General features: G+C 68.8%; 24 protein-coding genes and 3 pseudogenes. 19 read left to right on the forward strand and 8 right to left on the reverse strand.

The genetic code is table 11. The features are described 5' to 3' along the window. Positions 1–255 precede the first annotated feature (255 nt). Positions 256–858: a TetR/AcrR family transcriptional regulator gene (locus ACWGKU_RS15210; RefSeq protein ID WP_331768592.1), complete on the forward strand. Its 603-nt coding sequence runs from the start codon at positions 256–258 to the stop codon at positions 856–858. A gap of 85 nt (positions 859–943) precedes the next feature. Beyond that, positions 944–2,167: an MFS transporter gene (locus ACWGKU_RS15215; protein WP_331768591.1), complete on the forward strand. Its 1,224-nt coding sequence runs from the start codon at positions 944–946 to the stop codon at positions 2,165–2,167. A 155-nt stretch (positions 2,168–2,322) separates the two neighbouring features. Here ACWGKU_RS15215 and ACWGKU_RS15220 read toward each other — a convergent pair whose 3' ends face one another. Then, positions 2,323–2,592: a hypothetical protein gene (locus ACWGKU_RS15220; protein WP_331768590.1), complete on the reverse strand. Its 270-nt coding sequence runs from the start codon at positions 2,590–2,592 to the stop codon at positions 2,323–2,325. 193 nt (positions 2,593–2,785) lie between these two features. Between ACWGKU_RS15220 and ACWGKU_RS15225 the strand changes: the two genes are divergently transcribed. Continuing rightward, on the forward strand, positions 2,786–3,370 hold the full coding sequence (locus ACWGKU_RS15225) for a hypothetical protein (protein WP_331768589.1): 585 nt from the start codon (positions 2,786–2,788) through the stop codon (positions 3,368–3,370). An 83-nt stretch (positions 3,371–3,453) separates the two neighbouring features. On the opposite strand, the gene ACWGKU_RS15230 is transcribed toward ACWGKU_RS15225, so the two are convergent. Beyond that, positions 3,454–3,840 (reverse strand): hypothetical protein, encoded by a 387-nt coding sequence (locus ACWGKU_RS15230; protein WP_331768588.1) that lies wholly within the window; start codon positions 3,838–3,840, stop codon positions 3,454–3,456. Further along, a pseudogene (locus ACWGKU_RS15235) lies at positions 3,837–4,837 on the reverse strand (IS5 family transposase). Before ACWGKU_RS15235 ends, ACWGKU_RS15230 begins: the two are co-directional and overlap by 4 nt. A gap of 578 nt (positions 4,838–5,415) precedes the next feature. Between ACWGKU_RS15235 and ACWGKU_RS15240 the strand changes: the two are divergent. The 5 genes from ACWGKU_RS15240 to ACWGKU_RS15260 all read left to right on the forward strand — a co-directional run bounded on the left by ACWGKU_RS15240 (position 5,416) and on the right by ACWGKU_RS15260 (position 8,019). After that, a complete protein-coding gene (locus tag ACWGKU_RS15240) occupies positions 5,416–5,904 on the forward strand; it encodes a hypothetical protein (protein ID WP_331768586.1) in 489 nt (162 codons plus the stop codon). Between the two features lie 47 nt (positions 5,905–5,951). Further along, entirely contained in the window at positions 5,952–6,242 is a 291-nt protein-coding gene (locus tag ACWGKU_RS15245; RefSeq protein ID WP_331768585.1) for a ribosomal protein L7/L12, read from the forward strand. A 203-nt stretch (positions 6,243–6,445) separates the two neighbouring features. Further along, entirely contained in the window at positions 6,446–7,039 is a 594-nt protein-coding gene (locus ACWGKU_RS15250) for a hypothetical protein (protein ID WP_331768584.1), read from the forward strand. Between the two features lie 71 nt (positions 7,040–7,110). Continuing rightward, complete coding sequence (locus ACWGKU_RS15255; protein WP_331768583.1) at positions 7,111–7,464, forward strand: hypothetical protein; 354 nt, start codon at positions 7,111–7,113, stop codon at positions 7,462–7,464. 117 nt (positions 7,465–7,581) lie between these two features. Next, positions 7,582–8,019 carry an SMI1/KNR4 family protein gene (locus tag ACWGKU_RS15260; RefSeq protein WP_331768582.1) on the forward strand — a complete coding sequence of 146 codons (438 nt, stop codon included), beginning with the start codon at positions 7,582–7,584 and terminating at the stop codon, positions 8,017–8,019. Positions 8,020–8,522: 503 nt separating this feature from the next. Here the strand turns inward: ACWGKU_RS15260 and ACWGKU_RS15265 are convergent. Continuing rightward, positions 8,523–9,152 (reverse strand): TetR/AcrR family transcriptional regulator, encoded by a 630-nt coding sequence (locus ACWGKU_RS15265; protein WP_331768581.1) that lies wholly within the window; start codon positions 9,150–9,152, stop codon positions 8,523–8,525. A gap of 64 nt (positions 9,153–9,216) precedes the next feature. On the opposite strand from ACWGKU_RS15265, the gene ACWGKU_RS15270 reads away from it, so the two are divergent. The 5 genes from ACWGKU_RS15270 to ACWGKU_RS15290 all read left to right on the forward strand — a co-directional run bounded on the left by ACWGKU_RS15270 (position 9,217) and on the right by ACWGKU_RS15290 (position 12,835). Further along, positions 9,217–9,501 (forward strand): hypothetical protein, encoded by a 285-nt coding sequence (locus ACWGKU_RS15270; protein WP_452178493.1) that lies wholly within the window; start codon positions 9,217–9,219, stop codon positions 9,499–9,501. 131 nt (positions 9,502–9,632) lie between these two features. Further along, positions 9,633–9,983 carry an effector-associated constant component EACC1 gene (locus tag ACWGKU_RS15275; RefSeq protein WP_331768579.1) on the forward strand — a complete coding sequence of 117 codons (351 nt, stop codon included), beginning with the start codon at positions 9,633–9,635 and terminating at the stop codon, positions 9,981–9,983. Continuing rightward, the gene (locus ACWGKU_RS15280) at positions 9,970–11,649 is read left to right on the forward strand and encodes a caspase, EACC1-associated type (RefSeq protein ID WP_331768578.1); all 1,680 of its coding nucleotides are present in this window, start codon (positions 9,970–9,972) and stop codon (positions 11,647–11,649) included. Before ACWGKU_RS15275 ends, ACWGKU_RS15280 begins: the two co-directional genes overlap by 14 nt. Before the next feature lie 336 nt (positions 11,650–11,985). Continuing rightward, positions 11,986–12,363, forward strand: a complete 378-nt coding sequence (locus ACWGKU_RS15285; RefSeq protein WP_331768577.1) for a VOC family protein — start codon at positions 11,986–11,988, stop codon at positions 12,361–12,363. 76 nt (positions 12,364–12,439) lie between these two features. After that, positions 12,440–12,835 carry a contact-dependent growth inhibition system immunity protein gene (locus ACWGKU_RS15290; protein ID WP_331768576.1) on the forward strand — a complete coding sequence of 132 codons (396 nt, stop codon included), beginning with the start codon at positions 12,440–12,442 and terminating at the stop codon, positions 12,833–12,835. A 204-nt stretch (positions 12,836–13,039) separates the two neighbouring features. Here ACWGKU_RS15290 and ACWGKU_RS15295 read toward each other — a convergent pair whose 3' ends face one another. Next, entirely contained in the window at positions 13,040–13,594 is a 555-nt protein-coding gene (locus ACWGKU_RS15295; protein ID WP_331768575.1) for a hypothetical protein, read from the reverse strand. 973 nt (positions 13,595–14,567) lie between these two features. Continuing rightward, positions 14,568–15,560: an Lrp/AsnC family transcriptional regulator gene (locus tag ACWGKU_RS15300; protein WP_331768574.1), complete on the reverse strand. Its 993-nt coding sequence runs from the start codon at positions 15,558–15,560 to the stop codon at positions 14,568–14,570. 205 nt (positions 15,561–15,765) lie between these two features. Between ACWGKU_RS15300 and ACWGKU_RS15305 the strand changes: the two genes are divergently transcribed. Further along, the gene (locus ACWGKU_RS15305) at positions 15,766–17,319 is read left to right on the forward strand and encodes an MFS transporter (RefSeq protein ID WP_331768871.1); all 1,554 of its coding nucleotides are present in this window, start codon (positions 15,766–15,768) and stop codon (positions 17,317–17,319) included. A 120-nt stretch (positions 17,320–17,439) separates the two neighbouring features. On the opposite strand, the gene ACWGKU_RS15310 is transcribed toward ACWGKU_RS15305, so the two are convergent. Beyond that, on the reverse strand, positions 17,440–18,072 hold the full coding sequence (locus tag ACWGKU_RS15310; RefSeq protein WP_331768573.1) for a hypothetical protein: 633 nt from the start codon (positions 18,070–18,072) through the stop codon (positions 17,440–17,442). A 493-nt stretch (positions 18,073–18,565) separates the two neighbouring features. Between ACWGKU_RS15310 and ACWGKU_RS15315 the strand changes: the two genes are divergently transcribed. Next, positions 18,566–19,357 (forward strand): RAD23 family protein, encoded by a 792-nt coding sequence (locus ACWGKU_RS15315; protein ID WP_331768571.1) that lies wholly within the window; start codon positions 18,566–18,568, stop codon positions 19,355–19,357. Positions 19,358–19,408: 51 nt separating this feature from the next. Here the strand turns inward: ACWGKU_RS15315 and ACWGKU_RS15320 are convergent. Continuing rightward, a pseudogene (locus tag ACWGKU_RS15320) lies at positions 19,409–19,588 on the reverse strand (transposase); the annotation flags it as partial. Between ACWGKU_RS15320 and ACWGKU_RS15325 the strand changes: the two are divergent. The 4 genes and pseudogenes from ACWGKU_RS15325 (at position 19,503) to ACWGKU_RS15340 (ending at position 22,853) form a co-directional block, all read left to right on the forward strand. Next, positions 19,503–19,724, forward strand: coding sequence for a hypothetical protein (locus ACWGKU_RS15325; RefSeq protein WP_331768895.1), 222 nt, complete (start codon positions 19,503–19,505; stop codon positions 19,722–19,724). The pseudogene ACWGKU_RS15320 and the gene ACWGKU_RS15325 sit on opposite strands and share 86 nt — an antisense overlap. Before the next feature lie 1,247 nt (positions 19,725–20,971). Further along, a complete protein-coding gene (locus ACWGKU_RS15330; RefSeq protein WP_331768569.1) occupies positions 20,972–21,475 on the forward strand; it encodes a C40 family peptidase in 504 nt (167 codons plus the stop codon). 466 nt (positions 21,476–21,941) lie between these two features. Then, positions 21,942–22,199 (forward strand): annotated as a pseudogene (locus ACWGKU_RS15335) (helix-turn-helix domain-containing protein); the annotation flags it as partial. A gap of 216 nt (positions 22,200–22,415) precedes the next feature. Continuing rightward, positions 22,416–22,853 (forward strand): hypothetical protein, encoded by a 438-nt coding sequence (locus ACWGKU_RS15340; protein ID WP_331768567.1) that lies wholly within the window; start codon positions 22,416–22,418, stop codon positions 22,851–22,853. Positions 22,854–22,959: the final 106 nt, after the last annotated feature.

Genomic DNA, 22,959 nt, shown 5'->3' on the forward strand with positions numbered 1-22,959 from the left:
TCCGCCTCCCCCCCGGGTGGCCGCCGGCCCCGGCGGTTGGGGGGGGCGGGGCCCACCACTCGTCGCGTTCTTTTCCGGACTACGAGCTGTTGCGTTTGGTGGTACGCGGCAGTCGGTGTTGGTTGTCACGGACAGCCTTGGGCTGATGGCCGCTCCTCTGGCACCGACCACGCCGGAAAGGCTTCAAGGTCGCGGTAGGAGTGGGCCTCCAAAAGAGTATTGCAACGGACGGTCCAAAACGGCTAAGGTCGCGCCATGGCCCGACCGAGGACGTTCGACGAGGAAGGTGCCCTGGATGCGGCGATGCGCACGTTCTGGGAGAAGGGCTACGAGGCCACCTCCACACAGGACTTGTGCGACGCCACAGGACTGGGACGCAGCAGCGTTTACAACACTTTCAAGAGCAAGCACGACCTCTTCGAGCGCGTACTGGCCCGCTACATCGACTCCATGACGACCGCCCAGCTGGCCGTCCTGGAGGACACCCGACACAGCGCCGCCGACCGGCTGCGCACCCTGTTCGCCATGGTCGTCGACGGCGAGACGGAGACGGGACATCGGACGGGCGGACGTGGCCTCGGCTGCCTGACCGTGAACACCACGGTCGAGCTGGTCGCCCGGGACCCGCGAGCAGCGGAAATGCTGGACCGCGACACACGGCGCCGGCTGACGGCACTGCGCGCGGTGCTCCAGGAGGGACAGCGGGAAGGCAGCATCGCCTCTCCCCACGACGCCGGAGCGCTTGCCCGCTTCGTCAACGCGGCGATCGGCGGCATGCGCATCTCCAGCCAGGGCGGTGCCGACCGGGCCGCACTGGAGTCGATCGCCGAAATCACCATGGACGCACTCACCAGCTGACGGCGCACGCCACCGGGGGCCGCGTCCACGCCTGCCTAAATTTTGGACCGTTCAATACATAACTGACCTCGAAGGAGATCGACCCGTGCCTCGTGCCGTATACGTCCTGGCACTCGGCATCTTCGCCATGGTGACCAGTGAGTTCGTGGTCGCCGGGCTGATGCCGCAGATGGCCGAAGGACTGGACGCGACCATCCCTCAGATCGGCTACCTCATCACCGCCTTCGCGGTGGCCATGGCCGCTGGCGGCCCGTTCCTGACCGTGGCCCTGATGAAGTTCCCCCCGCGTACGGCACTGATGGTGCTGTTCGTCATCTTCCTCGCCGGCAACGTACTGGCCGCCACCGCGACCGGCTACGACACGATGATGGCCGCGCGGATCATCACCGGCATCGCCTCCCAGGCGTTCTTCGGCGTGGGCATCTCGATGTGCGCCCAGATCACCCGCCCCGAGATCCGGGGCCGCGCGATCGCCGTCGTGATGAACGGCCTCATGCTCGGCACCCTGCTCGGCCTGCCCATCTCCACGCTGGTCGGCGAGCGTTTCGGCTGGCGCGCCGCGTTCTGGACCATCACCCTGATCACCGTGGTCGCGGCCGGGACCACACTGTTCGGTGTGCCCCGCATCGAACGCGCGGAGAGCAGCGGCGGCTTGCGCCAGGAGGTCGATGTCTTCAGGAAACCCAAGATGTGGCTGGTGCTGTCCAGCAGCACACTGATCATCGGCGCCACCTTCTCCGCCTTCAGCTACTTCAACCCCATCCTCACCGACGTCACCGGCTTTTCCACCGGCACCGTCCCTCTGCTTCTCGTCGCCTACGGCGCCGCCACCGTCATAGGCAACAACGTCGTCGGCCGCTTCGCCGACGGGCACACCGTCCCGGTCCTTGCCGTCGGCCTCATCCTCAACACGCTGTTCCTGACCGGCTTCGCCCTCCTCGCCGACGTACCCGCCCCGGCCATCATCTGCATGATGGGCATCGGCCTGGTTGGCGTCACCATGAACCCGGCCATGGTGACCCGCGTCCAGCGCACCGGCAACGCAGGCCCCCTGGTCAACACCGTGCACTCCTCCTTCATCACACTCGGCATCATCCTCGGCTCCTCCATCGGCGCCGTGGTGATCGACATCTGGGGGCTGCGCGCTCCGCTCTGGCTCGGGGCTGTCTTGGCGCTGGTCGGCCTGGCCACCGTCCTGCCCGATCTCGCCCGCCGCACCACCCTGGCTACCGGCCCCGCCCCCTTGTCTGCCCTGCCCGACGAAGGGAACGAGTTTGTACCCGCTGATCAGTCGGCAAGGAAGCAATAGCAGATGGCGGCTGCGGCACTGTCAGTGAAAGCAACGAAATGCTCGGCCTCGCACTCGTAGCGACCTCCTGGGCATGAGGGTGGAAGCCGTCGAGGTCGAGGACGTCGCGGGCGGCGGCCGAGTCGCGGAGCCGCTCGCGGACGTCCTCGACGCGGTCAGCGGTCGGCGGGAGCGGGGTGCCGTCCGGGGTCTCCTGTTCCTGGCGGGGGTGCGGGGTCGGTGATGACGGGCATGCCGAGGCCGACCAGTTGAGGGCGTCCGTCGGTGGAAGTGTTCTTGAGGCTGTTGAGCTTGGCCATCGCAGCGTCGAAGCTGACCTGAAGTCCCTCAACCTCGCCGAGCCAGCCGTTGGCGCGGGCCTCGCGGATGCGTTCGCGGAGGTTCTGGATGATCTCGATGAGGCGGGGCTTCTGGCGGGGGTCCATCTGGAGGACCGGGCAGCGGATGCAGGCTTATCCGAACCAGCTCAGCTGGGTCCGGCGGAGCCAGACGACGGGCGGGTTGCTGAATGTAGCGGTCAGAGATCTTGAGGTCGGTGGGGCGTCCGGGCGTGTCGCGCCGCCGGATCGGGTCAGGTCGTCTGTGACAAAGCCCCGGGACCAGGCGAGAATCCAGCGTATGGATGACGCGTTCACACTTCTTCGGCGGGCTGTCGAACTGCTGCCTGAGGACGCCATGGCGGAGAACGGCCAGTCGGTCGGGAACGTTCGCGAGGAGATCGCCTTCCAGGAATGGGAGATGGCGCTGGACGTGCTGATCGAGATCGCCGACGTCCATCCCGTGTCCACCGGTTTCTGGGAGATGCTCGCCGAGGCCGCCCGGCAGATGATGCTCGACCGCAGCCGCCGTTGGTGCGAGTGGCGGGCTTGGGAAGTTAGGCACGGCACCGTTCGCGCGACGCTGACCCTGCTGGGCGCCGACGAGGGCGGACGCCAGAGCACCTTCTCAGGGGATGGGCGACTCAGGCCGCTGTGGGACATCGGCAACCGCACCGCAGACGGGCAACGAGATCTGAATATCGCAAGGATCTGGGTGGAGTTCGCGCCGCAACTCGGTCCCGGAGAGACGGCCGACGTTCGTCTGGCCCCCCTTCAACCCGAGCAGTGGCGGCATCTCAAGTCTGGTGACGTGATAGCGATGCACGAGGCCCAACCTCTCGCTGGCATCGCCGAGATCATCGAGGTTTTTCCGCCTGGCGTCTGAGGCCCAGCCGGGTAGCCAGGTACCTGATCCCACTCCACGGGGTCCAGGTGCGAGAGCACCGAGCACCCCGTGGCCGTCATTGTTTATCGGAGCTCAGGCAGTGGTCCGGGGCTCTTCGGGTAGTGGCCCTCTTCAAGCCGGAAGAGGTACTTCCGGAGGTCCGCTCCGAGCCCTTCAGTGATGTAGGCGGCAAAGTCCCTCAGCCCCTCTGCGGCTTCCCGCTCGTCAGACCTGTCGCTGGACGACCATCCTGGCAGGAGGGACTCCAGGTACTCGGTGACCCGTCCACGGTCGCGCCACCAGTCCCGAACAGCCTCGGGTGTCCATCGGCTGTCGCCGTCGCAGGCATAGCCGCGGTACGGATCTTCCTGGGCTGCTGTCACCAGGTTCAGGACCTCAGCCGTGGTCGTCGGCTGGCGATACACATATTCACCGAAGTAATCGCCGGGCACGTATTCGGTTGTGATCACTGGGTCCGGGTGAGGTCCTTGATCCAGATCATCGCGCCACGGAGGTGGAGGCCTGCGAGGTAGCTTTCCGGGGTCTTGTCGTACCGGGTGGCGATGCCTCGCCAGGCCTTCAGCTTGTTGATCAGGCGTTCGACGGTGTTGCGCTCCTTGTAGAGCTCGGCGTCGTGGCTGACGGGCCGGCCGCCCCGGCGGCCTTTCTTCTTCCGGTTGGCGCTCTGGTCCCTCTTTTCCGGGATGACCGCCTTGATGTGGCGCTTGCGCAGGTGGGCGCGGTTGCCGCGGGACGAGTAGGCCTTGTCCCCGGCTACCGCGTCCGGCCGGGTGCGGGGACGGCCGACCGGCACCCGGACCCGTACCTTCTTCAGCACGGGGATGAACTGCGGGCTGTCGGCGGCCTGGCCCTCGGTCAGGATAAAAGCCAGCGGGCGGCACTTCCGGTCGCCGGCGCAATGGATCTTGCTGGTCTGTCCGCCTCTGGAACGTCCGAGCAGGGCTGCCTTCAGCCGGAGCTTGCGCCGGCGCCGGATGCGTCGCCGTTCTTCCCGTTTCGGGTCACCTGAGGCGTCCTGCCCGTCTTGTTCCTCCGGGCCTCCCCCTTTTGCCGGGCCTTCTCCGCCTCGTCGGCGGCCTTCTCCAGGGCGGCCATGGTGTCGGGGTCGAGGTGCATCCCGGCGGCGTCGTGGTGGGCTCGCACGGTGGTGGAGTCCACGCTGACCAGGGACAAGTCCACCTCGCCTCGTTTCGCGGCTTCCGCGATCACGCCCTCCAGCAGGGCTTCGAAGACGCCGGCGTCCCTCCACTGCCGGAACCGATTGGAGACGGTTGACCACGCACCGAACTCCTTCGGCATCTCCCGCCACTGCCCGCCCGTCCGGAATCGCCAGATCACGCCCTCGAACTGCTGCCGCAGCCGCTCCGGGTACGGGCCGTACTCGCCGATCGGCAAGTACGGCTCGATCAACACCCATTCTGCATCCGTCAATTGCGCTCGCGTCACGCACAACGGTCTACCGGATCAGGACCCGTCGCGAAGGTGAATCGCGCAGATTGATCACGACCGAATACGTGCCCTAGTCCGGTCAACAACTCGAGGGCGGCCACGATGTCCGCGGGGTCGTGACCGGCGACATCGAAGCAGATCATTGCTGAACGTGTCCGGGAGTCGGCCGGTGTTCGTACGTGGACGCCCGGCTGCTTGCGGTCGAGGACCCTGCGGCAGACCTCCGCGAAGTGTCCGTCGTTCATCCGGGCGAACTCGTACGGGTTGCCCTGGGGCTGGGACAGGTACTCGACATGGGCCAGTCGCCCTGCTCCTCGCCCGATGAAGCAGGGGAAGCCGTCCCATCGGGGCACGACGACGGATATCCCACAGGCGAGTGCTTCCAGGGGGACTTCCCGTAGGACGCGAAGATGCTGGTCCTTGCCTCCGCGGCCGTCATCCAGCCCTTCCTTCATCACCCCGACCCGGCGGTGCGCGAAGAAGCCCGACTCGCAGCAGCCGAGATCACCGCAGGTCTTGAGGGGCCTTGAGGAAATTCAGTCGGCATGGCAGGACCCAGCGGGCAGGATGGCGGGATGGCTGATCTGCTGTGGGACGACCAGGTCGCGTGGCTGCTCGATCCCACCGATGGGGGGTGCCTGCCCGATGCGTTCGTTGAGGAGACGACGGCGGCGGACTGGCAGGCCGTGCTCGACCTGATCGAGGAACAGGGCTGGGCCTTCGAGTACGCCGAGGGCGAGGCGGTGCTGCCGCTGCCCCGGGCCGAGGCCGTGTTGTCCCGCCCGGCCGACGCCGAGTGCCCGAGCCTGAGTGTGCGGCCTGATCCCGAGGTCTGCGCGATCTTCCGGTTCCTCGGGAACGAGCAGATCGACTTCGACGTCGACCTCCGGGAACTTCAGGGGCAGGAGCGGCTGGACGTCCTGTGCGGGTTCCTGACCGCCATCGGGCGCCGCCTGGGCAAGTCGGTGCCGCTGTTCCCCGAAGGCGGCGGCACGCAGCCACTGCTCGGGTTCGACGTCGCCGCCGACCGGGTCAGGGTGATGTGGACGCCACCGGAAAAGTGAGGCGAGCCATCGCTGCAGTCGGCCGCCAATCTGCACTGAGGAGCACTGTGCCTGAGCAGTTCTTGCTGATCTGCGACGAGATCCCCCAGGACATCGTTCTCCTCGATGTGGGCCCGCGGCCCCTGGAAGTAGCGAAGGCGCTCCGGGAACTCGTGGGCGTCGGTCTCTGGCGGGCCAAGCAGATCGTGACGCAGACGCCGCCAGTGCGCCTCGCAGAGGGGGTCGGTGATGACGTGACAGCGAAGTGGGTCGGCCCTCTGCGCGGGGCGGGCGCGGTGATCGAGCTGCAGACCTGGTGGCGACACCGACCAGGGCAAGGGCCACTGCCAGTAGCCTGAGCCGAAAAGCGACGCTTCGGCCCATCCCCGGTTGACCGTCGCCCATGTGGAACTGTCCGGGGATTCTTGAGTCGGGTAATGGGCCATTCCGAGAGTTCGGCCCTACCTCGGGTGCCCCTCCGGCGCGCGCTCACCGACGTGCCTGGACGGTTCGCCGGCGGCCGGCCTGTGTCCGCGGCACGCCATTGGTCCAGAATCAGGGCATGGATGTCCCCAAGCTGCTGGAAGCCGCCTCCCTACTGGTTCCCGAAGAGGTCGCCACCGAGAACGACATCACGGTGAACGACGTCTGGGAGTACCTCACCCAGGATGAGTGGGAGGTGGCCCTTGGGCTGCTGGAGGAGCTGGGTGACGTTCACCCGCTTCCGCTGAGCTTCTGGGAGACTCTCGCCACCGCCGCCGAGCAGATGCGGCTGGAGACGAGCTCGGCCTGGTGTCGCTGGCGCTGCTACGAAGCCCGCAATGGCGTCATCCGAGCCGACCTCACCCTCCGACCGGCTGGCGAGGCGCGTCGGCAGACGCCCTTTTCGGGTGCTGGCGTCCTTCGGCCAATGTGGGACATCGGGACTCGAACCGCGACCGGCGAACCGGCCCTGAACATCGCCGGCCTCTGGGTGGAGTTCACGCCCTTCATGGAGCCTGGTGGGCGAGCCACGGTGCGATTGGCACCTCTCGATCCCTCGCAGTGGCAGCACCTTCAACCCGGCCAAGTGATCACTATGCATGAGGACCGATCGGCGGCCGGAACGGCGGTGGTCCTGGAGGTTCACCGTCCGACGGCCAAACCGGCCGCATAGAGGTGGGCATCCAGGCTGGATGCGCGCGCAACCCGGTGCCACGGTAGTGAGAGCCATGCGAACATCGGCCGGTGACCGACGATCAGGAGCTGTTTGCCTCCGACGTGATCGGTAGGCGGCTACTGCGGGTGACCACGGCTTGGCACCACTATGCCGGTGATGAGCCGTCGCTGCTGCATCTGCGGCTTCATCTCGAAGGGCTCGGCCCGGTCTTCTTCCACACACCCGGCACTGGCCTGTTGCTGAGGATCGACCAGCCGCATGAGCCGTGCTCGATGGAGCAATACGGCAGCGTTGTGGTCGTCGAGGATTCACCGGTGCTGTCGGTGATCCGCTTCATCGGCGAGCCGGTCCGCTCGGTCCTTGTGCCACCCGTCCACCATGTCACGGACCGGGGCGCCGGATCGGATGTCGGTCGCCGCTGAGACCGTCCAGTCGCGACCCGAGCATGTGATCAGCGCCCCGATGAGACCACCCTCGCCGCCCTGCGCTCCGCGTTCCCGCCGGAGTGGCGGGAACCCGCCCTGGGACACGTCGGCGTCATGGCATGGGAGGCCGCGAACGGAGTGGCGCTCCCGGAGCCCTACCGAACCTTCGTCGCGGAGATCGGCAACGGCAGCAGTCTCGGGCCTGCCGAGGACGAAGGGCTCCAACCCCTCGGGTGGCTGCCCGCGAGCTGGCCGGACCTGGGGCCGCGCCTGCCCGGCGAACCGTTCCCGCTGGACGACGCCTGGCTGTGGGAGGACGACGGCGAGGCCGATCCGGACGATCCACGCATCCACGCCGCCTTCACCCACGGATCGGTGGTCCTCGGCTCGCACGACGGCCACTCGTTCTGGTTGTTGGTGACGGCCGGACCCCACCGGGGCGAGGTCTGGATGGTGTCCGACGTCGGCGCGATCCCCGTGCCCGGCGCCGAGGCCTGGGACTTCACGGAGTGGGTCGGGCACTGGCATTCGGGCGACGGCTGGCCGACCTGAGCCGGACGCGGAATCCGGGAACCGTACGCCGACCCCTGCGGGATCAGGGGCAGGCACGCACGCAGAGTCGCACGGTATCGAGGCGCACGTTCCCGGGCCCGACGGCGTCCACGGTCGAACCGATCGCGTGGTAGGCCCAGTACTGGTTGAACGCGAGCCCCTCGGGGAGCGCCGCCTCGACGAGCGCCGGCAGGAACTCCCCTCCGGCCGGGCGTACAGGCGGGCGTAGGCCGCCGGCCGGGTCCCGCCGTCGGGGGAGCCGAGCGCGGAGGCGGTGTCGTAGCCGGCTACCACGGGGGTGAGTCCGGCCAGCTCGACGAAGACCGGTTCCTGATGGTAGGTCCGCGCCGGCAGATGAACTCGACCACGATCGGCACCGCCAAGGCTTGGAGACTGATGCGGTGTCGGACTGACCCCGTCCATCGCAGACACCCGGCGCTGAGTCGCCACGCGCACGCCCGGCGGTGAGCAGCACCTGATCAAACGCCACCCGGGACGAGGGGTCACATCGTTCCGCAGGCTTCGGCCTGCATCGCATGCCGACCGTTCGCATCCTCTGGGTACACCGCATCCAGCAGACTGCGGACAAAGTGATCGAGGTCTTTCAGGCCCCCAGCAGCGAGGGTGCTGGGGCTGTCCGCCAACAGATGGAGGATGGCACCGTGCAAGGCGAGGGTCACGACGGCGGCTCGCTGCGGGGTGACGGGAAGTCCAGCGGCCCGCTGGACCAGTTCGAGGCCGGTGAAGTCGGTGGTTGCGATCTGGTCAAGGATCGCTGACAGCCAGGTTTTGCGGGCTGCCTCGGCCTGGAGCTCCATATAGGCGAGCATGCGCGGTCGGCCTGCCCCGGCGACGTTCTCCAGCAGCCCGCGGAGCATGGCCACCAGCCCCTCGCGGTCAGTAGGCCCAGCTTTGGCAGCCATCACTTGCGCCGTGATCTCGCGGTACTGCTCCACGCACCGCTCGGCCACTGCGCGCAGCAGGGCATCCCGGGTCGGGAAGTAGTTCTTTGTGGTGCCCAACGGCACCCCTGAGGCTGCGTCGACGGCCCGGTGCGTCAGACCGCGCCCGCCTGCATCAGCCAGTACCTCGACAGCAGCGTTGCGCAGCAGGCCCCGGCGGTCCTGATTCACCGTCAGTTCTCCTTGCTGGTTGATATATTGCTCATGCTACCCCGGCTGTGGTACCACATGTGTGGTGGAACTGTTCTTCGACGACACCAACTTCTCCACTGGAGGGTTTGAAGTGGTCATGAAAGGCAGGTACCTGCGCCAGTTCGCCGCGGAAGCCAGAGAGGCTCGCGAGCAGGGCGAGCAGTACTTCGTCACCGGGGTGGAGCTCAGCCGTGCTGGGATGATCCGCCCGGACCGGGCCCTGAAGGGCCTGGACGAAGTCATCGAGGCCGTGGAGCGCGTGGGCTGGAGGCACGTCGACACCCAGCAGGTCCTCACCCGGTTCACGCTCTACTTCGTCCGCACCTAGCCCCGCACTCCGCCGGTCCCCCGATCGTGAAGATCAAGCGATCGGGGATCGATCGTCCGCCAGACGGTTGAGACCCTGTGACTGCGGCCCACGAGAACGCTGATCAAGACTCGTACCAGAATGGGGGACCGGTGGCTTCGTACGAACCGGCCGACGCCGCTCTTGCAATCGACTTCACCACATCGGATCCCGGCGAGTTGCCCCGTCTGCGCGAGTGGCTGCGCGGGCAGGGTGGTGCCGAGGTGAGCTACCGTCCGTCGGCGCCGGCGGTGGGTGAGCTCGGTGCGTCCGATGTGCTGACCGTGCTGGCCGGGAGCAGCGTGCTGGCCACAGTGGTCAAGACGCTGCCAGACTTTTTGCGCTCGCGGCGGTCGGGCCTGCGGATCCACGTTACGGTCGGCGAGAAGAAGGTCGAGTTGGACGCCACCAACGTGGACGACGCGCTGCGAATCGTTGAACGGCTTCTCGATGACGGCTCCTGAGCCGCTGTACGACTATGCACGCTCGCGTGCTGTGCTCGTCGGCGCATGGGGCTACCGCTACCTTCCGGCCGTGGGGCCTGCCACGCGCAACAGCCTGGAGCGGATGGAGCGACTGCTGACCGGGCCGCAGTGCGGATGGCCCGCGGCCACCGGAGCCTCCACCGATCGCCTGCAGGTCGTACGCAGCCCCCAGCGCCGTGGGAGCCTTCCTGATGAACTCATGCGCTGGTTCGTTGATGCCGAGGACGTGGCCTTGTTCTACTTCGTCGGCCACGGCCGCCTTTACGGCGATGAGCTCTGCCTCGCCCTGGCCGAGTCTCCGGAGACTGGTCCCGCACAGAAGACTACGGGCCTGCGCTTCGCCGATGTCCGCGAAGCCCTTGAAGAGTCCGGCGCGACGACCAAAGTGATCATCCTCGACTGTTGCTTCTCCGGACAGGCGACGCTCCCGGGCAACAGCCTGGCCACACCCGACATCACGGACCTGACCCACTGCTCCGGGGTGATCACCCTTGCGGCCAGCGAGGCCTACCGGACTGCCTGGTACGAACCCGACCTGGCCGGGGCTCTCCCCCAGACCTACTTCACTCGCTACCTGATCGATGCCATCGAGTCAGGGGTCCCCGGCCACGACGCCGGCATCCCGTTGGATGCCGCGTTCGCCGCCGCCTCCAACGCCCTCATCCGCGATCGCAAGCCGAAGCCCACACAGTCGGTGCGGCACCGTGCCAGCCAGTTCATCATCGCCCGCAGCCCTAACCAGGCCGCAACGAGCGGAAACACCGCACCCACCGTGGACCCCGAAGAGCTCTACCGAGCCGGTGTCCAGTTGGAGAATGCCTGGGACACCGAGATTTCTGACCTCCCGCGCATTGAATCCCTCTTTCGAGCCGCCGCCGACGCCGGGCACGCCGACGCCATGACCGCGCTGGGCCGGCTTCTGGAGGGCCGTGCCCGGGCCCGCCTCGAGAACCTTCTCCCCAAGGAGGTCACTGACATCGATGTCGACGGCGCCATGTACTGGTACGAGAAGGCCGCGAACCTGGGCAGTTCCGCGGCAGCCTACTTCCTCGGCCTGGCTTACGAAGACCACCGGCACGACATCCCACGGGCACTGGCGTGGTACGAGGCCGCCCTCCGGAAGAACGATCACAACTGGGCCGCGCGGGATGCCCTGGACGGGCTGCGGGACCGGCTGGCCCGCGGCCTGGGCCCCGTCGCCGGCGCCCGCAGACCGGCCGAACCGCAGTCCCCAGGCGATCAGCCTCCTGGCCAGAAGGAAGGACCGGACGTGTTCAGCAACCGAGCAGACGAGCAGGGCGCCCTCATCGCCAAGATGATCGCCCGTCAGGCGACCCCGGCGGAAGCGGCGCAGGCCCAGACGAACTTCGAGCGCTGGATCGCCGTCGAATATGAAGGCAACGAGCACCTGGCCTTGGCCTTCGCCGTGAATGGCCTCGCCGAAGCCTGCGGGGGCTTGCGTGGCGAGTGGGGCACACTGACCGACACCGAGCACTCGGCCCTGCTCCGGTTCTTCACGTTTCTGTGTCTGCCGACTAAAGACAGTGCGGACGCGGACGCGATCGCGTTCCGCGACTACATCCGTTCGAAGGGCACGCTGCAGTCGTTCGCGCGCAACGCGATCAAGCTGTTCGGGATGAGCTGATCCGGAAATAGAACCGCAGGTCGGGTTGGTGCTGCCCCTGGAGTCCTCCGGTCTGCCCAGGCTTGGTCCTCGTAAAGCTGACGCAGCCCGGCAAGTAGCTCTATGTAGCCGTCATAGTATTCTGCGGCTGTCCTTGTCTCGACCGGGATGCGTGGACCGCCGCTCGTCGCACCACTGGTCCGATAGCGCCTCCATGGGCCATTCCAATCAATCCGCACCAGTCACCTGCGAAAACGGCGCGCCGATCCAGTCGCATCTGATCCGTCCTTTCACCTCCCCATTTGGCCCCTGCTCCAGCCGTAGATCGTGATCAGGCATCGTGAGATGCTGCCCAGCATGATCGCGAAGCTGCAGTGTGTCGTGTTGGACTGTGCCGATGTTGCTGAGCTGTCCCGGTTCTACCAGTCGCTTCTCGGCGGCGTGGTGAACCAGCCGGATCCGCGGTGGTCCCTTGGGGAAGGCTGGGCGACCCTCCACACCAACGGTGGGTTCGTGCTGGCCTTCCAGCGTGTGGAAAACCATCAGCCGCCGCAATGGCCGGACCCCACCCGCCCCCAGCAGTTCCACCTCGACCTCGGGGTCGAGGACCTGGATCAGGCCCAGGAAGGCGCGCTCAAGCGGGGCGCCACGCTGCTCGACGATGGCGACGGAAAGCGGAGTTGGCGCATATTCGCTGACCCCGCAGGACACCCGTTCTGCCTGATCCGGGACTAACCGGAGACATCGAACGGGTGCGGCCACCGTTGATCACTCAGGCCGCGTTTGAGATCTGGTACGGGACGATCGGTCGGTGACTCGACTCGTGAACCGTCACCGCTCCCTTGAGGAACTTGAGCGCGACCGGTGGCCGGCCCCATCGGGCGCCGAAACCCGCCTGATGGCGACCGCGCGCGGGCTTCGGCGCAAGCCGATCGGCGGCCTGACGGTCGAGGACCTGCGGCTGCTGATCGGGCAAGACATCGGTCTTGCCTACCTCCTACCGCTGGCGGTGGAGGTCCTGCGGAGCGACCCCCTGGCGGAAGGCGACATGTACGAGGGCGACCTGCTTGCCGCCGTGCTCACCAGGAGTGCGCAGGTCTGGAGCGAGTACCCCGAACTCCGGCGGGATGTCCACCTGATCGTCTCGGAGTTGGCCGACGTGCCGCCGTACCTGAAAAGCAAGGTTGAGGGGTTCTTGGCTCTGTAGCTCGCCGACACCAACTGCCGCCTTTGGGGCCTGGGAGTGGCGGTGATGGGCGGTGTCGACCCGCTGGGTCGGTGTCCGCCGTACGTCGCGAGCGGGCTGTCCCCCGCGCTGCTCCCCACGCAACCCGAAGTCGCCCTCCCCAGCAGCCTGACGACCGGCCAAGAATGCACCAGGCGCACCAACCCCACCAGGGGCACTGACACCTCAGAGCTCGCCCTCGTCTCCCCGGTCCACGTTGTTCAGCGTCTCGCCGAACCGCTCCAGCGCCTCCTCCGGCCCGCAGCCGAAGGCGCGGCCGATGTACTCCCAGGTCATCAGGTTGCTGCGGGCCCTGCGGCCGGCCAGCAGGGCGGTCGAACCGGCGGCGCGCTCGAAGCGGGCGGCCGCACGGGCGGCGGCGTACGGTCGGCTCTCCGTCAGGTCGCAGATCCGGTCCACCAGCGCGGCGACGAGCTCCTCGACCTCGCGCGGCACCACACCCTCGGCCAGGTCGACGTGCCACTCCCAGTCCGCGAACGGCCCGGTGGCCTCGCCCACCGCCTCGGTTGCCGCGTCGTCACCGAAGTCCAGCAGGTGCACGCGCTCACCCCGCCAGCCGCAGCCGCAACCACCGCGCACCGCGACGGCCCGAGGACCATCCGCTCCGTTGTAGAGCCACCAAGTCGTGCGCCCGTCCGGCAACGGCGCCGGCTCGCTGCCGTCCGCCAACACCGCCACCGGGAAACCCTGGTGGCGCCCGCTCTCCTCAAACCATGGCATGCCGTGTCCCTCACGTCCCTGGAGTACAGCACCAGGGTTCCCAGCCTGTGACGCAGTGTCAAGGCTTCGCGACAACCGGTGCGACCCGCAGCTCAAGGCGGCGCGCGCCAGCCGCCACAGGCCGGGTCAGGGATGCTCAGGCAGCTCGGTGAGCCGCTCGATCCGGGTGACCGTGCCATCGGCGGCGACCGGCGATGAGGCCGCCACCGGGCCTCCGAACCGCACGCCAATGGAGTTCGGCACATCGGCGTGGCGAAGCGCTGATCGCAGCGGGTACCCCTAGGAGGTGGTCCACGGCTGGCCGTTCACCCGGACGAAATGTGCCTGTGAGCCGGCGGGTGGGATGCCCCACCTCCTCGCGATTCGCCGTGCCAACAGACGACATCACCGTCCCGTTTCGCGGCACAGTCCGGACTGTCGCCGGCGAGGATCTTCAATGCCGCATGTCGATGACCGTGCGCGCCTCAAGCAGTACGAGAATCTGCTGTCCGCGCCCCAGGCAGTGCTCGAACTGCGTGCAGTCCGTCCGTTGTCCCGGCGTGACGATCAGGGACAGCGGGGGCCGCAACGGCCGTCCGCGCTCAGGTGGAGCTTCGTGGTGAAGCCGCCGTGCGAGCGGCCCGGGCCCTCGCCTCCAGCACCACCTCCGCCAGGCGGGCGGGCGACGAGGCTCTACCCACGGCGTCTCGCCCCGGTGTTCTCCCGGCCCAGCCCCCCTTGAGCTAGCGAGGGCCGGTGGCGGGTCGGTGCGGGCACCGGCCGCGTGCTGGTGGGCCCGCACGATCGTGGAGTCCACCGACACGTCCCAGTCGATGTCACCGGCCACGTCCGCTTCCGCCTGGACCTGCTGGAGCAGATGTTCCCGGTCGACGTCCGTCGGATCACCCCGCCCCATGTCCGGACCAACGACCAGGACCGGCAATAGTCAGATGATCAGGCTGGGCGTCCAGGCCCGTTCGGTGGTGCGGTCGCGTCAGCCCAGCGGGGGGTGGATCAGCCGTCCGTGGTGGATCAGGGACACGGACTGCTTGAGGCGGCGAACGCGAATGCTGATCTCGTAGCCCCTGATGCCCTCGATGCGGGCCAGGCGGCTGCTGAGGTAGCGGTAGAAGTCGGGGGTGTCCCGGCAGATGACGACGGCCATGAGGTTGTGCCGGCCGCTGGTCGCCGCGACGAAGGCGCATTCGTCGTGCCGGCCGAGCTCCTCACCGATCCGGTCGAGTCCGGGCAGGTCGACCTGGAGCCAAAGGACGGCGTTGAGCTCGTAGCCGAGGCGTTCGGGCAGGATGTCGATGCCGTAGGCGAGGGAGCCGGAGGCCTCCAGGGCCTCCAGGCGGCGGGCGACTCGGGGTGTGGACCAGCCGGTGACCTCCGCCAGGCGGGTGTGGGACACGCGGCCGTCCTCCGCCAGGGCCTCGAAGAGCGGGAGGTCCTCGTCGGCCGGGGCGAGCGGCGGCCCGGCGGCCGCAGGGCGCTCCGCCGTCAGCCGTCGCACCTGTTCCTCGGTCAGGAAGCGTTCCCCGCCGGCCCAGCCGACCGCGTCCGGGGCGCCGAACGTGTGGAGGAGAAGGTCGACGCTCATGTCGAGGACCGAGGCGGCGCGCGGGAGCTGCCGCAGCAGGACGTCGTCGCGCCCGGTGCCGACGGCCGAGCGGATGGTGCAGATGATCTCCGACCCACCGGAGGCGATGCTGGCGTAGCCGACCTCGGGCCTGCGGGCGAGGGAGTCGGCGACGGGCCCCACGGCTTCCGGGCGGCAGCGCAGCCGCGCGACCCACTCCGCATGCCCGTGGGCGGACGGGCTCCTCAGCCCGACGACGCGCAGGATCCCGCCTCGCCGCAGCGCGTTGTAGCGGCGGGCGACGGTCTGTTCGGACACCCCCACGACCTCGCCGAGGCGGCGGAACGAGGCCCGGGGGGCGCAGTAGAGCCCGTGGATGACTTTGCGGTCCAGGTCGTCAGGCACAGAGGAATTGTGACACAGGGGCGGACCGGAATGGAGGTTCTGGTACGTCTGCCGGGATCGCTTGGGGATTCCTCGCCCGTGGGGCCGAAGCTTTCCTGTGCCCCCAGCAACCGGTGCCCGCGCGGCATCCCGCAGTCGAAGGAACCACCCCGTGAACTCCGCAACGGTGCAGCGCCCCGTGGCCGGACGAGGCGTCACGCTCGTCATGGCCTGTCTGGGCGTCTTCGTCGCCTACCTTCCCGTGACCACCGTGTCGGTGAGCCTGCCGGCGCTCCAGCGGGCGCTGGGCGCCTCAACCTCCCAACTGTCCTGGGTCTCGGACGCGTTCGTGCTGCCGATGGCCGCGCTGATCCTGACCACCGGGGTGTGGGGCGACGTCCACGGCCGCAAGCGGGTGTTCCAGGCGGGCATGGCGTTCTGCGCACTGGGCGCGGCCGTCTCGCTGGCCGCGGACTCGGTGCAGTGGCTGTGGGTCGGGCAGGCGGCCTCCGGGCTGGGTGCGGCGGCCCTGCTGCCCACCACGCTGGCCCTGATCAGCCACGCCGTCCCCGACCACCGGGAGCGCGGGAGGTTCATCGGCCTGTGGGCGATGTCCATGCTGGCCTCGCTGGCCCTGGGACCGCTGATCGCCGGGCTGCTGCAGCAGCACGTCGAGGTACGTTGGATCTTCCTCCTGCCCATCCCGGTGTCGCTGGTCGTGTTGGTCGTCGCGGCTTTCCTGCTGCCGGACTCCCGGGCGCCGCACGGCCGGCGGCTCGACTGGCCCGGGCAGATCAGCGCGGCCGTCGCGGTCACCGCCGTCGTCTACGGCGTGATCGAGGGCGGCGCCGACGGCTTCGGTACGCCCTCCGTGGTGGCGGCCCTGGTGATCGGCGCCGTGAGCGCGGTCGCGTTCGTCGTCGTGGAGCGTCGCAGCAGCAGCCCGATGCTCGACCTGGCCCTGTTCCGCAGTCCCGCCTTCGCCGCCACGTCGCTGGTCGCCATGATCAGCTTCCTGGGGCTGATCGGCTTCTTCTTCGTCCTGAGCCTGTACTTCGGTCTGGTGCAGCATCTGAGCACGTGGGAGGCCGGGCTGCGGATGGTTCTGGTGTCCGGGACGTCCCTGGTCGTGGGCGTCCCCGTCGGACGGCTGATGCACCGGGTGTCCGCTCGGGTCATGATCACCACCGGCCTGGTGCTGATGGCGGGCTCGCTGCTGTCGCTGATCGGCGTCGACGCGGGCACCTCGTACGGGTCGCTCGCCTGGCGCCTGGTCCTGCTCGGCCTCGGCATCGGCGCCGTCCTCACCCCGATGACGGCCTCCGCGGTCTCCTCCGTACCGCACCACCTCGCCGGCATGGCCGCCGCCGGGAACAACGCCTTCCGCCAGCTCGGCGGCGCCCTCGGCCCCGCCGTGCTCGGCGCCCTGCTGACCACCCGCGCCCTCGACGCCCTGCCCGGCCGGCTCGCCGACGCCGGCGTGCCGGCGGAGACCGGCGGCCACGTCCTCGCCGTCGCCCGGGAGCAGGGCCTCGGCGCCGTGGCCGGGCTCGACCTGGGCCCTGCCACCAAGCCGGCCCTGAGCGCACTCGGCGGCTCCTTCCTCGACGGCCTCCAGCTCTGCCTGGTCGTGTCGGCCTCGCTCGCCCTGCTGGCGGCCGTCGCCTGCGCCGTCCTCCTGCGGCCGGCCGTGCCCGCCGGCCGTCCCGGCGCCGGGGCCCCGGTTCCGCAGACCGCCGCCGTTCCCGTCCCCGTCCCTGCGGGCAGCGCGTCCGCCTAGTACCAACGCCGTTTGACTGAACGGCGTTGGTACTGGCGGCTCCTCCGGCGCCCGTCGTGTCCCGAACCGGGGCCGGCGGGTCGCCGACGTGCCCGCCGGCGGACGAGGGCCGTGCCCGGCTCAGCGCGACCAGTAGGTGTCCTCGATGTCCGGTCGCAGGGGCGACAGCGGACGGGCCCGGTCCGGGGCGTACGCGACATCGCCGCCGCTGACGGACATGGTGAGGGTGACCGTCCGGTCCGGTTCCGGCGAGAGCGCGACCCAGACGGCGATTCCCTCCGAGGTTTCGGCGCTGAGGTAGTCCGGGCCCTCGTCCGGGGCGCTCGGGGTCCAGGCCGACGGTTTCTGCCGGAGGCCGCGCCGCCGCCACTCGGCCTCGATGCCGTCCCGCAGCTCCTGCCGATGGGACGCGCTGATCCTGGTACGGGCGGTGAACCGACGGTCGACGGTGGACAGCTTGCTCGGTGTGCCGTCCGGACGCGGCTCGTACCGGCTGACGGTACAGCCCCTGTCGCTCAGCACGAGGTCAGGGCTCAGGCCCCCCAACGTGTCACGGACGGTTTGCTCGCTGAGCGCGTGGAACCGCTCCGGAGTGTGGCGGACGATCTCGGGTCCGGGCTTGGACGCGTAGTCGTCGGCGCCGATGAACCACCATGCAGCGATCTGGAACGCGAACGCCACCCCGATCAGGGCGACAATGCTCGCCGCCACCACCAGAGCCGCCTTCACCAACGACTTGCCGAACAACCCCATCCCCCTGCCGTGCGTCGTACCGCCACCGTATGCGCGCGACCCGGCACGACTCCTGAGCATCCGTACTCAGAAAGGCCACCCGGTGCCGCCCGCCCTCAGCCGTAGCGGCGGAGCGGCCGGCGGCCGCTCCGAGCGGGACCGATGGGGGAGAGTGGGCAGCGCGCGCTGGTGTACTCCTGGAGGTGCGGCGCTTCCGTCTCCGTCTCCGTCTCCGTTGCCGCTCGTCGCGGCCCGCCGGTGTCGGGCGGCGATGTCCGGGTCGACTTCGACGCTGGTGATGTTGTCCTCGCCGAGACGGTCGGTGCGGGCACGATCCTCACCGTGCACGTGCCTGCACGGGAGCCGGGCTGCGAGGTGGCGGCCCGTCAGGACGCCCAGGCCGGCAACCCGGTCGGGCGCCACGTCAGGCCAAGGTATGGTCACCGCAAGGGGGTGATACCCCTGTGTGCGAAACAATGCATTCGGCTACGAATCCACGGGGGTCCTTGCGTCCATGGTTCGATCCACCGTCAGGATTCCGCTCGCGGTGGGCGCGGCCGCGATGGCCGCGGCCTTCGTCACGGGGTGCTCCTCCGGCACGGTGACCGCATCCGGCAAGCCGGCGGCCGTCACCGCCACCCCTGCCACGTCCCCGGGCACCGCCCCGGTGGACGCGCCGACGCTCCCGGCGTCCGGCGCCCCGGCGTTCGGCACCCCCAGCAGCACGCCGACCGGCCCTCCGCTCCTCACCGGGGTGGACCTGCGCGCGTCCCTGCCGACCGCCGCGGTGCTGCCCGCCGGGTGGACGATCAAGGGCAACGGCAACCAGGTCGACACCGGCACCACCATCAACGAGTACCGGGCCGACCCGCCGCAGATCACGGAACCGTGCAACCAGATGCGTCTCGCCGGGACCCTCTTCTCCCAGGGCTACAAGGTCTCGGGCGCGATGAACGAGGTCTACGACGGGGAGCACATGGTCCAGGTCTACCTGGCCGCCTACCGCCCCGGCGACGCGGCCAAACTGCTCGGCGACCTGAGGGCGTACGCGGAGCGCTGCAAGACCTTCACCGGGAAGAGCGTGGACGGCACCCCGATCCCGATGACCGTGACGTTGCAGCCCATGCCGGGGCTCGGCGCCGAGGCCTTCGACATGAAGAGGGTGCCCACCGGCCGGTACAGCACTTCGGAGATCGTGATGACCCGGATCGGCGACCGGGTGCTGTTCCTCAGCGGCGACGACATCCTGGGCCGACTGCCGAACATCATGCAGCTGGCGGTGCCGCTGGTGAAGAGCATCACGTAGGAGTCCCGGCCCCGCCCGCGCCACGGTGGCGGGGCGGGGACCCGCCGACTACCTTCGATGACGGTCGTGAACCGCCTTCCAGCTGCCGAAGCGGGATGACAGGCCCCGCCAGGGGAGGCCGGTCCGCTGCCGGAACAGCATCCCGTTGACCAGACGACGGTGGCATCACCGGCGTCCACCCCGCCCGCGATTCGCCGGCGACAGCGCCACCACCGCCGGCACGAGGATCATCGCCGGGGACACCGACGGCGCCTGGACCTCGACGGTGTCGTGGAACGGCTCCTACTCATGCGCCAAGTGGTGGAACAAGGCGACGGACGAGCCGGGCAAGAGCGACGCCTGGCAGAAGTTCGGACCCACACCGTGACCGGTGCGGACTCCGACCGGGGTTGATCACCCGGCGCCAGTACTCGGGCCCCGCGCCTGTTCCACGGCCTCCACCCCTGCCAGTTCCTCGAAGGTCTCACCCGACGTGTACGGGTCGGACGGCGGGACCGGAGCGGCACACCAGGGACTGGTGGTCTCCCCGACGAGCAGGCCAGGGCAAAAGGCCAGCCACAGGCATCCCCCAACAGTGACGGCGCCGGGGAGACGGCTGCGCACAGGAAGGGGCCCTGACCGGCTGTAGCTCACCACCGGTTCAGGAACGCGCGCAGCCGGTCGCGTTGGCGGGGGTCGTCCGGCGAGGACTTCGGCCAGGACATCGCGGTAGACGTACGGCTCGACCGTCGCCATCAGCAGATCGTGCAGCAGGTCCCGGTCCAGCGCTTCGGCTTCCCAGTGCACCGGACGCCCGCTCGCCTGGCAGGAGCCATCCCCGCGAGCGCGCCGACCTGCCACGTGCCGTAGCCGCGCTGCCGGTGCCTGGAGCTATCCCCGCGAGCGCGGGGCCGACCACGATCAGCTTGGCGAGCCCTTCCGCGATCTCGGAGCTATCCCCGCGAGCGCGGGGCCGACACTTCCTGACCTGCAGCGATTGGGCGCAGAGCGCGCCAATCCATTCAGTTCGAATCCGAAGCCCTGCGCGTGCGGGACCGAAACCCCCTGAGGCCGACTCTCCCAGCTGCGCCCAGGCGAGCTGGGCCTGAGCCTTCGACAGCATCGTACGGGCTGAGTCCAGATGTCGCGCCTTCGCGGCCGAGCCCACCATTCTCGGGAAGACAACGGCTTCTGAACAGGTGCCCGCTGAGCCGGGAAGACGGAGGTTATGACCTGGACGGCTCGCTGTGTGCCCGGTCGTCGGCGATCTGGCCGGGCTGGGGCCTCGACCAGGCTGCACGGCGCCGATCGCCAAGTACATCCCGTGGAGGGACCATACAGGGATATACCTGCATCCTGACCGACAGGAACACACGCAGCTCACCAACTACGCGCTCGTTGCATGAGCTTGGGTGCCCCGGGTCTGAGAGCGGAGCATTCGTCATGGGATGCGGGCCCGGCCAGTGGGTTCGGGGGTCTTATGTGCCATGTTTCTCCCCGGCCGCGGGGACTGTCACGGACGCGTCCGGTGGGGCGGTGCCGGTCCGGTTCTCCACCGGGAGCGACATCCGGTCGGCCTCCGCCGGGGACCCGCCCGGTCAGGCCTTCGGCATTGGGACACCGTCCGGGGCCGGGGTGACGCCCGAGGCAGAGCCCGGGGCTCTGGGCATCCGTGAGCTGCCCGAGGAGGAGAAGTCCTCGAGCGCCAAGTCCGGGGCTGGGAGCAAGAAGAACCGGGGCCGTGACGCGAAGGGCGGCAAGGCCAAGGGCAGCGGGACCGATGCCGGCAGGGGCACCGCAGCGGCCGTGGCCTTCGCCCGGGCGCAGATCGGCAAGCCGTACGCGTGGGGCGCCACCGGGCCCGGCTCCTTCGACTGCTCGGGGCTGGTGATGCGCGCATGGCAGGTCGGCGGGGTGGCACTGCCGCGAACCACCTGGGGCATGGCCAAGGCGGGAAGGGCTACCACCCGCGGGGCCCTGGTGCCGGGCGACCTGGTCATCACCAACGGCGGGGGCCATGTCCAGCTCTACATCGGTGACGGCAAGGTCGTCCACGCGCCCGGGACCGGCAAGCATGTCACCATCGCCCCCCTGGCTCCTGCCTCCGGCGTCCTCACCTACCGCCACCTCGCCTCATAGCGCCGCAGCTTGTGCAGGTCGGCCCACCGAGGGCACTGCGGACCTGTCCGTCCGGAACAGCCGGTGGCAGCATCGTCCGCGTCCACACCCGGCCTGCGGCCAGGCCCGGTTCGGCGGGTTCATTGACGGCGAGTTGCTCGGCGGTGACGACGAGCTCGTCCGTGTCCAGTTCGCCGGGACGCAGCGCGGCGAGGGCCTGCTCGGGCGGTGTCGGATTCCCTAATAAGACCTACCGAGGATCCATCCGGCAGACTCGGTGCCTGATAGCCGCCGGCAGGTGAGCACTCTTTCTTCCCTGGACTTCGAGTCCTGTTGACAGATCCTGCCCCTGCCGGTCGGCCAGGAGCGGAATCGCTGATGGGATGTCGTGCCCGCCCGATTGCGGCGTGAGCACAGCCTTGTTACTGAGGTTTTCGTTTGGTTGTCGGGTAGTGACAGGTAGTGATCCCTGCGGTATGCCGGAGGTATGCGGTACGCGCAGGGTGGGGGCCTGACCGCTGAGTGGCGGGCGTTTCGTGAACAGGTTCGGTTCGAGGCCGCTGCCCGGTTTGAGGCAGACGAGAGGACCTCGGTGATCGCCCGTGAAGTACGGGTCAGTGAGCGGTCGGTGGAACGTTGGCGACGGTCCTGGCGCGAGGGCGGCATCGAGGCCCTGAGCTCATCAGGTCCCGCGAGTGTGCCGAAGCTGTCAGAGGCCCAGTTCGCCGAGCTGGAAGAACTGTTGGGGTCAATATCGATCACGGCTTGGTCCTCCTGTCGGCGTGCGGACGTGACTCGTCCGACAGACAGGTGCACCGACCGAGCCCGTCCGCGACCGCAGACGGCGACCCCATCGGGACGGGGCGATGCGCCGGAGGTCGGGAATGGCCGCGACGTACAATCGCAGTGAAGGCGAAGCGCCAGGCCGAGATTTCGGCACCGGTGTGAGGGAGGGGCCAGGATGTTCGGTTCGAAGAAGAAGCTCAACGATCTGATGGCGCAGCTCAGGCCCGACCTGAGTCGGGAATCGCTCGGCGTCGGGCCCGACTTCCCGGGCGTCGCCCCGAACCCGGTCCTGAGCAGTGATGCACGGAAGCGCAATGCGGAACTGCGTACGGGGGCGCTTGCGCTCGGCGTTCTCGTCAACTGGCGGGAGGTCAACGGCAATCCACGCGTGGTCCTGATGTTCGACGTGGAGACCGCCGGCGGCATCTTGTTCCGCGGTATCGCAGACGAAAACCTCACGATCACCGAGCTCACCCGACTCGCCCCAGGACAGACGTTCCCCGTGCGCTACCGGCCGGCCGTCATGGACCACTACGTCGCCCTTGCCCGGGACGCGGACCCCGCCCACGTGCAGCAGCTCTCTGACGAGATCGCGAGCCGCAAGCGGACCTGACCCGAAGCCATTGGCCGGATCCCTAGGCCATGTCTGGCAAAGGTTGAGCTTTCTGGCTGGAACTCTGGTCCCGTGTCGCGTTTTCAGTTGCTCTCGGATGCCCAGT

Source organism: Kitasatospora sp. NPDC054768, from assembly GCF_053612025.1.